Genomic DNA, 7,867 nt, shown 5'->3' with positions numbered 1-7,867 from the left:
GCATCACCCACACCACCGCGCCCTTGGCGGCCAGCGGCCGCAGCATCAGGGCGGTGAAGGCGGCCGGCGCAGCGCCCGTCTCCTCCTCCAGGCCAGCGCCGCCCACCTCGTGCCAGCCGCCGCGCTGCAGGCCGCCGGCCGGGAAGCAGCCGTCGATGCGCGGATCACCGAACGGCAGGACGGGAGGCGCAGTTCGAGTCCCCGCTTCCAGCGCGGCGATCTGGGCTCTCAAAGCCGAAAGGGCGGGTTTCGCCCCGGCCATCTCCGTTCTCCAATGTTCCACTTTTGTTCTGATCTTCCCGGCTTGGAGAGTCAAGCAGAGCCCATCATGGTGTTTCCCCATGAGCGGAGATCCCGGATGACCGAAGTCGAACTCAGCACCGACGGTCCGGTCTGGACCGTGACGATCAACCGGCCCGAAAAACGCAACGCGGTGAACCCCGACACGGCCCTGCAGCTGCGCGCGGCGTTCGACGCCTTCGAGGCCGATCCGGCCGCCGCCGTCGCCGTGCTGACCGGAGCGGGCGGGACGTTCTGCGCCGGGTTCGACCTGGCCGTCGCGGCGGCCCAAGACGAGAGAGGGGGCGGCGGCGAGCGCTACGACCCGGTCGGCGAAGGTCCGATGGGGCCGACGCGGCGCCTGCTGTCCAAGCCGGTGATCGCCGCCGTCGAGGGTCACGCGGTGGCCGGCGGGCTGGAGCTGGCCCTGTGGTGCGACCTGCGGGTGGCGTCGGAAACCGCGATCTTCGGCGTGTTCTGCCGGCGCTGGGGCGTGCCGCTGATCGACGGCGGCACGGTGCGGCTGCCCCGCATCGTCGGCCAAGGCCGGGCTCTGGACATGATCCTGACCGGCCGGGCGGTCGAGGCCGCCGAGGCGCTGAGCTGGGGCCTGGCCGACCGCGTGGTTCCGGCGGGCCAGGCCCTCGGCGCCGCCCAGGCCCTGGCCGCCCAGATCGCCGCCTTCCCGCAGATCTGCCTGCGCGCCGACCGCGCCTCGGCCTTCGCCCAGTGGGACGTCTCGCTAGAGGAGGCGCTGAAGATCGAGGGGATCGGCGGGCTGGAGCCCCTGCGCCGCGAGGCTCGGGCCGGGGCGGCGCGGTTCACGGACGGCGAAGGGCGCGGGGGAACGTTCTGAGCGCTCCCCCCATATTCCCTTCATCCCGGCGAAAGCCGGGATGAAGGGAATTTAAGCGGAGTTTGAGAGCTAAAGCCGCGCGGCCTTGCGCCACCACTGGCTGACCAGCATCGGCCCGAACGCGGCGCTGATGCCGCAGGCGTCGGCGAACAGGTCCAGCCACGAGGCGTCGCGGCCGACCAGGCCTTGCAGGATCTCGATCGACCCGCCGTACGCCAGGATCACCAGGCCGATGCGATGCAGCCGACTCTGCGGCAGGGCCAGGCTGGCCAGGATGCTGAGCCCATAGAAGACGATGAAGTGCTTGGCCTTGTCCCAAGGGATCAGGCCGGTGCGGTCGTCGTCGGGGAGCAGGGCGCGGGCCAGAGCGTAGGCCGAGGCGGCCAGGAAGACGATGAAGACCAGACGGTTGATCTGGCGGGCGCGGATGGACATTCGGCTCCTTGGGAGGCTCCTGGCTGGATGCTCCGCACCTAGCCGGTCCGGTGAGGCTTGAAAATGGCGGGCGGCGATCTTGGCCGTATCGCCTCGCGGGTTGCACGGGTTCTGCACCTTCTCCCCTCTCCCCTTGCGGGAGAGGATGGCGGTCCGGAGGACCGTCGGGTGAGGGGTCGATAGACACAAACGCCGCGCCCCGCCTTTCGACCGGACGCGGCGGATGTTTCTGAGAGACCCCTCATTCGTCGGCGGAGTTTATCCTCGGGCCGGCTTTCAGCCGGACCCGGGGGCCGACACCTTCTCCCGCAAGGGGAGAAGGGTTCAGAAGGATCAGAACGTCAGGGCGCGCGCTTCCTTGACGTGCGGCAGGGCCTGGATCTTGGCCAGCAGGGCCTCGTCCGGAGCCTGGTCGACGCCGACCAGGGCGATGGCGTCCTCGTCGGCCGACAGGCGGCCCAGGTTGAAGGTGGCGATGTTGACGCCCGCCTCGCCCAGCAGCATGCCCAGCGCGCCGATGAAGCCCGGCTTGTCCAGGTTGTTGATGTAGAGCATGGCCGGGGCGAAGCCCGCGTCCAGTTCCATGCCCTTGACCTCGACCATGCGCGGGGCGCCGGCGATCACCGTGCCGGCGAAGGCGCGCTTGCCCTTCTCGGTGGTGATGGTGATGCGCATCAGGCTGTCATAGGTGGGGCTGACCTCCTGGCGGCTCTCCGAGACGGTGATGCCGCGATCCTTGGCCACGGCCGGGGCGGAGACCATGTTGATCTCGGCCAGCATCGGCTTGAGGATTCCGGCCAGGGCCGCCGAGGTCATCGGCTTGACGTTCAGCTTGGAGACCTCGCCCTCGAAGGCGATGTCGATGGCCTTGATGCCGAAGTCGACCATCTGGCCGGCCAGGGCGCCGATCTTCTCGGCCAGGGCCACGAACGGCTTCAGCTTGGGGGCTTCTTCGGCGGTGATCGACGGACTGTTCAGCGCGTTGGTGACCGCGCCGGTCAGCAGGTAGTCGCTGACTTGCTCGGCCACCTGCAGGGCGACGTTTTCTTGCGCTTCATTGGTGCTGGCGCCCAGGTGCGGGGTGGCCACGACCTTGTCCGAACCGAACAGCGGGTTTTCCTTGGCCGGTTCGGTGACGAACACGTCGAAGCCCGCGCCGCCGACATGGCCGTCATCCAGCAGCTTGCGCAGGGCCACCTCGTCGACCAGGCCGCCGCGGGCGCAGTTGACAATCAGCACGCCCTTCTTGGTCTTGGCCAGGTTCTCGGCCGACAGGATGTTGCGGGTCTTGTCGGTCAGCGGGGTGTGCAGGGTGATGACGTCGGCGCGGGCCAGCAGGTCTTCCAGCTCGACCTTCTCCACGCCCATCTCGATGGCGCGCTCGGGCGACAGGAAGGGGTCGTAGGCCACGACCTTCATCTTCAGGCCCAGGGCGCGGTCGGCGACGATGCCGCCGATGTTGCCGGCCCCGATCAGGCCCAGGGTCTTGGCGTACAGCTCCACGCCCATGAAGCGGTTCTTCTCCCACTTGCCGGCCTGGGTGCTGGCGTCGGCGGCGGGCAGCTGGCGGGCCAGGGCGAACATCATGGCGATGGCGTGCTCGGCCGTGGTGATCGAATTGCCGAACGGAGTGTTCATCACCACCACGCCCTTGGCGGTGGCGGCGGGGATGTCGACATTGTCGACGCCGATGCCGGCGCGGGCGATGACCTTCAGCCGGTGGGCGGCGGCGATCACGTCCTTGTCGAGCTTGGCGCCCGAGCGGATGGCGATGCCGTCATAGTCGCCGATCACGGCGATCAGTTCGTCCTTGGACAGGCCGACCTTGATGTCGAAGTCGACGCCGCGGTTCTTGAAGATGTCGACGGCGGCGGGGCTGAGCTTGTCAGCGATGAGGACGCGGGGAGCGGTCATGTGCGGGATTCCTTGCGGAGAATTTTCAGGGTGAAAGCCCCCTCAGTCGCTCCGCGACAGCTCCCCAAAAGGGGGAGCAGCTGAGTGCGGAGATCCCCCCCCTCTGGGGGAGGTGTCGGCGGAGCCGACGGAGGGGGTTCTAGGGCGCTAGTTTACGCGGCGGCCAGTTCGGCCGAGACCGAGGCGAACGCCCAGTCGAGCCAAGGCGTCAGGGCCTCGAGATCCGAAGCCTCGACGGTGGCGCCGCACCAGATGCGCAAGCCGGCCGGGGCGTCGCGATAGCCGCCGATGTCGAGGGCCGCGCCCTCCTTTTCGAGCAGCGAGGCCAGCTTCTTGGCGAAGTCGGCCTGGGCGTCGTCCGGCAGGGCGGCGATCTTGGGATCGACGACCTTGAGGCACACCGAGGTGTTGGAGCGGATCTCCGGCGTGGCCGCCAGGAACTCGACCCACGGGGTGCGCTCGACCCAGTCGGCGATGACCGCCAGGTTCTGGTCGGCGCGGCCCTGCATGGCTTCCAGGCCGCCGATCGAGGCGGCCCACTTCAGGGCGTCCAGCGCATCCTCGACGCAGAGCATCGACGGGGTGTTGATGGTCGCGCCTTCGAAGATGTCGGCGGCGATCTTGCCGCCCTTGGTCATCCGGAACAGCTTCGGCATCGGCCAGGCGGGGGTGTAGCTCTCCAGGCGAGCCACGGCGCGGGGCGACAGGATCAGCACGCCGTGCGCGCCTTCGCCGCCCAGGGCCTTCTGCCAGGAGAAGGTCACGACATCCAGTTTCGTCCAGTCCAGTTCCTGGGCGAAGGCGGCGCTGGTGGCGTCGCAGATGACGATGCCTTCGCGGTCAGCGCTGATGAAGTCGGCGTTCGGGACGCGGACGCCCGAGGTGGTGCCGTTCCAGGTGAAGACCAGGTCCTTGGCCGGATCGACCTTGGAGGTGTCGGGCAGCTGACCGTAGGGCGCGTCGAGCACTTCCACGTTCGGCAGCTTCAATTGCTTGGTGACGTCGGTGACCCAGTCCTTGCCGAAGGACTCGAAGGCTAGCAGCTGCACGGGCTTGGCGCCCAGCATCGACCACATCGCCATCTCGACGGCGCCGGTGTCCGAACCGGCGACGATGCCGATCAGGAAGTCGGCGGGGACTTCCAGGACTTCGCGCGTCTGGTCGATGGCGGCCTTCAGGCGACCCTTGCCCAGCTTGGAGCGGTGCGACCGGCCCAAGACAGCGTTTCTGAGATTTTCGGGGGTCCAGCCTGGGCGCTTGGCGCAGGGGCCGGAAGAGAACTCGGGGCGAGCCGGGCGGATCGCCGGCTTGGCGAGGGTCGTCATATCGATGTCTCCCATCCTTACAGATGGACAGCGCCCCGTTGGGGGGGCGTGGCCCGCCGGCGAGAAACCTCGTTTCGGCGGCGAAGGCAAGGAGAGATTTTGCCGCGGCCTCGGCGGATGATCCGCTCGCGGCAATTATTTTGCGGCGCGGGCCCGGCGGCGCGCCGACACGAAGATCCCGAACAGGATGCAGAGCAACACGCCGATGGAATTGAGATTATTGACCAGGCCATAGGTCAGATCGTGCCGACGTTCGGCGACGATATAATAGGCGTGAAGCCCGAACTGCATGGCCTGCAGCAGCATTGCAACGCCCAGCCAAACTCTGGTGTAGCGCAGGGCCAGCATCAGGAAGGCGAGGCTGTATACGCCCTCCAGTAATAGCATCGCGACAGCCTCTGGCCGCGCCGACAACAGGATTTGGATCAGGGCGGCGGCGATGGACCCCGCTATGACGATGAGGCTGCCCAACCGCTCGGGGGCAGAGCCTTTTGCCCATGCCAAGGCGCACACCAAGAAGGTGGCGCTCCATCCCAAAATCGGCGCGAACTGCAAGTGCATCCCTAGGGTCTCTAACCCGAATTAGAGACTCTAGGGATTAAACTCTTGCAATATTACTTAGCCGGCGTCGGCCAGCCGCACCTCTTCCTGGACTTGGGCGGAACCCTCCATCTTGTCCCAGCCGACCATCTTGGTGCGCACGCCAAGGCGCAGACGGGTTTGATCCAGTTCGGCGTGAGCCTCGACCATCGCGCTGCGCGCTTCGGACAGTGCCGCGAGGGCGGTCATGACCTTGGCGGTCGTGCTCGCGCCGACGGTCGCGGCCAAACCCAGATCCTTACGAGCCTGAACCAAATCCGCCATCATTTCAGCGGCTTGGACCATCGCGGTGTCGATCGCAGCTTCAGTGCCATGCAGCTTGGCGGCCACACGTTTGACAACGAAAATCTTTTCCAACGCCCCATCTCCTTAATGAAAGACTAAGGAAAGAGGTAAACGAAAAGTTAACAAGAACGCAATGAGAAATGCGCGCTGACGTTGTTTTGTAGTGGTAAGGCGGTATCTTGGAAGCGAAGCGTTAGGAAGATTGCGCGAGGTTGGAGCACTAGGATTCTCCTGGGACGGGAAATGATCGAGGACAGCCGTAGCTCTGGAGCCGCGACGCACGCGCCCTTGCAGGCGCGAATCGCGGCTGTCGCGCTGACCACGACTGTGGTCGCGCTGCTGGCCGCGTGTCTGTGCTTCATGCTTCAGCAGTGGAGCGTCGCCCACCAGGAGTCCCAGGCCAACCACGAGATCCTGGCCCAGATGGTGGCGGCGGGCGCCGCCGGGCCGATGGCCGATCACAATACTGTCGGGGCCTATCGCGCGCTCGAAGCGGTGGCCAAGGCCCCCAATGTCGCGTCGGTGCGGTTGACCGACATGAACGGCCAGGTCGTCGCCCAGGTCGGCGCGGTCAAGGACGCCGAGGTCGACACCCTGGTCCGGCCCATCAAGATGGGCCCGCGGCAGGTCGGCACGCTGTCTCTGTCGGCCCGCAGGCCCAGCTTGACCGACATCATGGCCCGCGACCTGGCCCTGACCGGCACCCTGTTCTTCGGCTCGGCCGGCCTGGCGATCCTGCTGGCCAACGGCCTGGCCCGGCGCATGACCAAGCCGATGGAGCGCCTGTCCAACGCCATGCGCGAGGTCGCCGCAGACGGCCGCTTCAAGCCGGTGGAGCAACCGGCCGACGACGACGTCTTCCAGAGCCTGACCGACAGCTTCAACCACCTGGTCTCGCGGCTGGAGATCAACGATCACGATCTGCGCGGCGCCATGGCCGAACTGGTCAAGGCGCGTGACGACGCCAACGCCGCCAACGTCCTGAAGTCGCACTTCCTGGCCAATATGAGCCACGAGATCCGCACCCCGCTGAACGGCGTGCTGGCCATGGCCGAGGTGATGGCCATGGGCGAGTTGTCTCCGCCCCAGCGCGAACGCTTGGCGGTGATCCGCGAGTCCGGCGACCTGCTGCTTTCAGTGCTCAACGACGTGCTGGACCTTTCCAAGATCGAGGCCGGCCGCCTGGATCTGGTCGAGCGTGACTTCGATCTGGCCAGCCTGGCCCTGTCGGTCCGCGAGTCCTTCGCCACCCAGGCCAGGAGCAAGAACCTGGAGTTCGGCGTCTTCGTCGCGCCGGAAGCTCTGGGTTCGTGGCGCGGCGACGCCGACCGCCTACGGCAGATCCTGGGCAATCTGGTCTCCAACGCCCTGAAGTTCACCCTCGAGGGCAGCGTCTCCGTGCGCTTCGCCTCGGCCGACGACGGCAGCGGCCTGCGCATCGACGTGGTCGACACCGGCATCGGCATCGACGCCGAGACCCTGCCGCGCCTGTTCGACAAATTCGTCCAGGCCGACAGCTCGACCACCCGCCGGTTCGGCGGCTCGGGCCTGGGCCTGTCGATCTGCAACGAGTTGGCCTCCCTGATGGGCGGCGGCGTCCATGTGCAAAGCCGCGAGGGCCAGGGCTCGACCTTCACCGTGGTGGTGGCCATGCCGCGCGGCGAGGCCGCCGTCACCGCGCCGGTCGAAGCCGCCCCGCCGCCGATCGAATCCGAGCGCCGCCTGCGCGTGCTGGCCGCCGACGACAATCCGACCAACCAGAAGGTCATCGCGGCCGTCCTGGCGCCGCTGGGCGCCGAGGTTCATCTGGTGGCCGACGGGGCGGCCTGCATCGAGGCCTGGAAGCGCGGCGGCTACGATATCGTGCTGATGGACATCCATATGCCGGTGATGGACGGCGTCGAGGCGGCCCGAACCATCCGCTCGCTCGAGGTCAGCGAAAGCCGCAAGCGCATCCCGATCGTGGCGGTCACGGCCAACGCCCTGGCCCACCAGGTCGAGGGCTACCTGGCGGTCGGCATGGACGGCCACGTCGCCAAGCCGATCGAGGTGACCAAGCTCTACGACGCGATCGAAACCGCCGTGGCCGCCGCGCGACGCGACGGTTCGAAGGTCGCCGCGGCTTAGTCCTCCCCTTGGGGGAGGTGGCCCGAAGGGCCGGAGGGGGCGCGGC

Annotated in this window: 7 protein-coding genes and 1 pseudogene; 2 read left to right on the top strand and 6 right to left on the bottom strand. The window is 67.5% G+C overall.

The window, feature by feature from the left end; translation table 11 throughout:
- Positions 1–262 (bottom strand): annotated as a pseudogene (locus WAL33_RS04480) (protein imuA); the annotation flags it as partial.
- Between the two features lie 96 nt (positions 263–358).
- Between WAL33_RS04480 and WAL33_RS04475 the strand changes: the two are divergent.
- Positions 359–1,135 carry a crotonase/enoyl-CoA hydratase family protein gene (locus tag WAL33_RS04475; protein WP_422178900.1) on the top strand — a complete coding sequence of 259 codons (777 nt, stop codon included), beginning with the start codon at positions 359–361 and terminating at the stop codon, positions 1,133–1,135.
- A gap of 69 nt (positions 1,136–1,204) precedes the next feature.
- Here WAL33_RS04475 and WAL33_RS04470 read toward each other — a convergent pair whose 3' ends face one another.
- The 5 genes from WAL33_RS04470 to WAL33_RS04450 all read right to left on the bottom strand — a co-directional run bounded on the left by WAL33_RS04470 (position 1,205) and on the right by WAL33_RS04450 (position 5,766).
- A complete protein-coding gene (locus WAL33_RS04470) occupies positions 1,205–1,570 on the bottom strand; it encodes a VanZ family protein (protein ID WP_422178899.1) in 366 nt (121 codons plus the stop codon).
- A 333-nt stretch (positions 1,571–1,903) separates the two neighbouring features.
- Positions 1,904–3,484, bottom strand: a complete 1,581-nt coding sequence (serA, locus tag WAL33_RS04465; RefSeq protein WP_422178897.1) for a phosphoglycerate dehydrogenase — start codon at positions 3,482–3,484, stop codon at positions 1,904–1,906.
- A gap of 152 nt (positions 3,485–3,636) precedes the next feature.
- A complete protein-coding gene (locus WAL33_RS04460; protein WP_422178895.1) occupies positions 3,637–4,809 on the bottom strand; it encodes a phosphoserine transaminase in 1,173 nt (390 codons plus the stop codon).
- Between the two features lie 135 nt (positions 4,810–4,944).
- A complete protein-coding gene (locus WAL33_RS04455) occupies positions 4,945–5,370 on the bottom strand; it encodes a hypothetical protein (protein ID WP_422178894.1) in 426 nt (141 codons plus the stop codon).
- 57 nt (positions 5,371–5,427) lie between these two features.
- Positions 5,428–5,766 carry a hypothetical protein gene (locus WAL33_RS04450; RefSeq protein WP_422178892.1) on the bottom strand — a complete coding sequence of 113 codons (339 nt, stop codon included), beginning with the start codon at positions 5,764–5,766 and terminating at the stop codon, positions 5,428–5,430.
- A gap of 171 nt (positions 5,767–5,937) precedes the next feature.
- Between WAL33_RS04450 and WAL33_RS04445 the strand changes: the two genes are divergently transcribed.
- Entirely contained in the window at positions 5,938–7,821 is a 1,884-nt protein-coding gene (locus WAL33_RS04445; RefSeq protein ID WP_422178890.1) for an ATP-binding protein, read from the top strand.
- Positions 7,822–7,867: the final 46 nt, after the last annotated feature.

This window comes from Caulobacter sp., assembly GCF_049283275.1.
Taxonomy (GTDB): Bacteria; Pseudomonadota; Alphaproteobacteria; order Caulobacterales; family Caulobacteraceae; genus Caulobacter.
Note: the sequence above shows the minus strand (reverse complement) of the source record. Positions and strands in the feature narration are given on the sequence as shown.

Coding starts and splice junctions, on each gene's coding strand:
- WAL33_RS04475 (WP_422178900.1), top strand. CDS start 359: ATGACCGAAGTCGAACTCAGCACCGACGGTCCGGTCTGGACCGTGACG.
- WAL33_RS04455 (WP_422178894.1), bottom strand. CDS start 5,370: ATGCACTTGCAGTTCGCGCCGATTTTGGGATGGAGCGCCACCTTCTTG.
- WAL33_RS04470 (WP_422178899.1), bottom strand. CDS start 1,570: ATGTCCATCCGCGCCCGCCAGATCAACCGTCTGGTCTTCATCGTCTTC.
- serA (WP_422178897.1), bottom strand. CDS start 3,484: ATGACCGCTCCCCGCGTCCTCATCGCTGACAAGCTCAGCCCCGCCGCC.
- WAL33_RS04460 (WP_422178895.1), bottom strand. CDS start 4,809: ATGACGACCCTCGCCAAGCCGGCGATCCGCCCGGCTCGCCCCGAGTTC.
- WAL33_RS04445 (WP_422178890.1), top strand. CDS start 5,938: ATGATCGAGGACAGCCGTAGCTCTGGAGCCGCGACGCACGCGCCCTTG.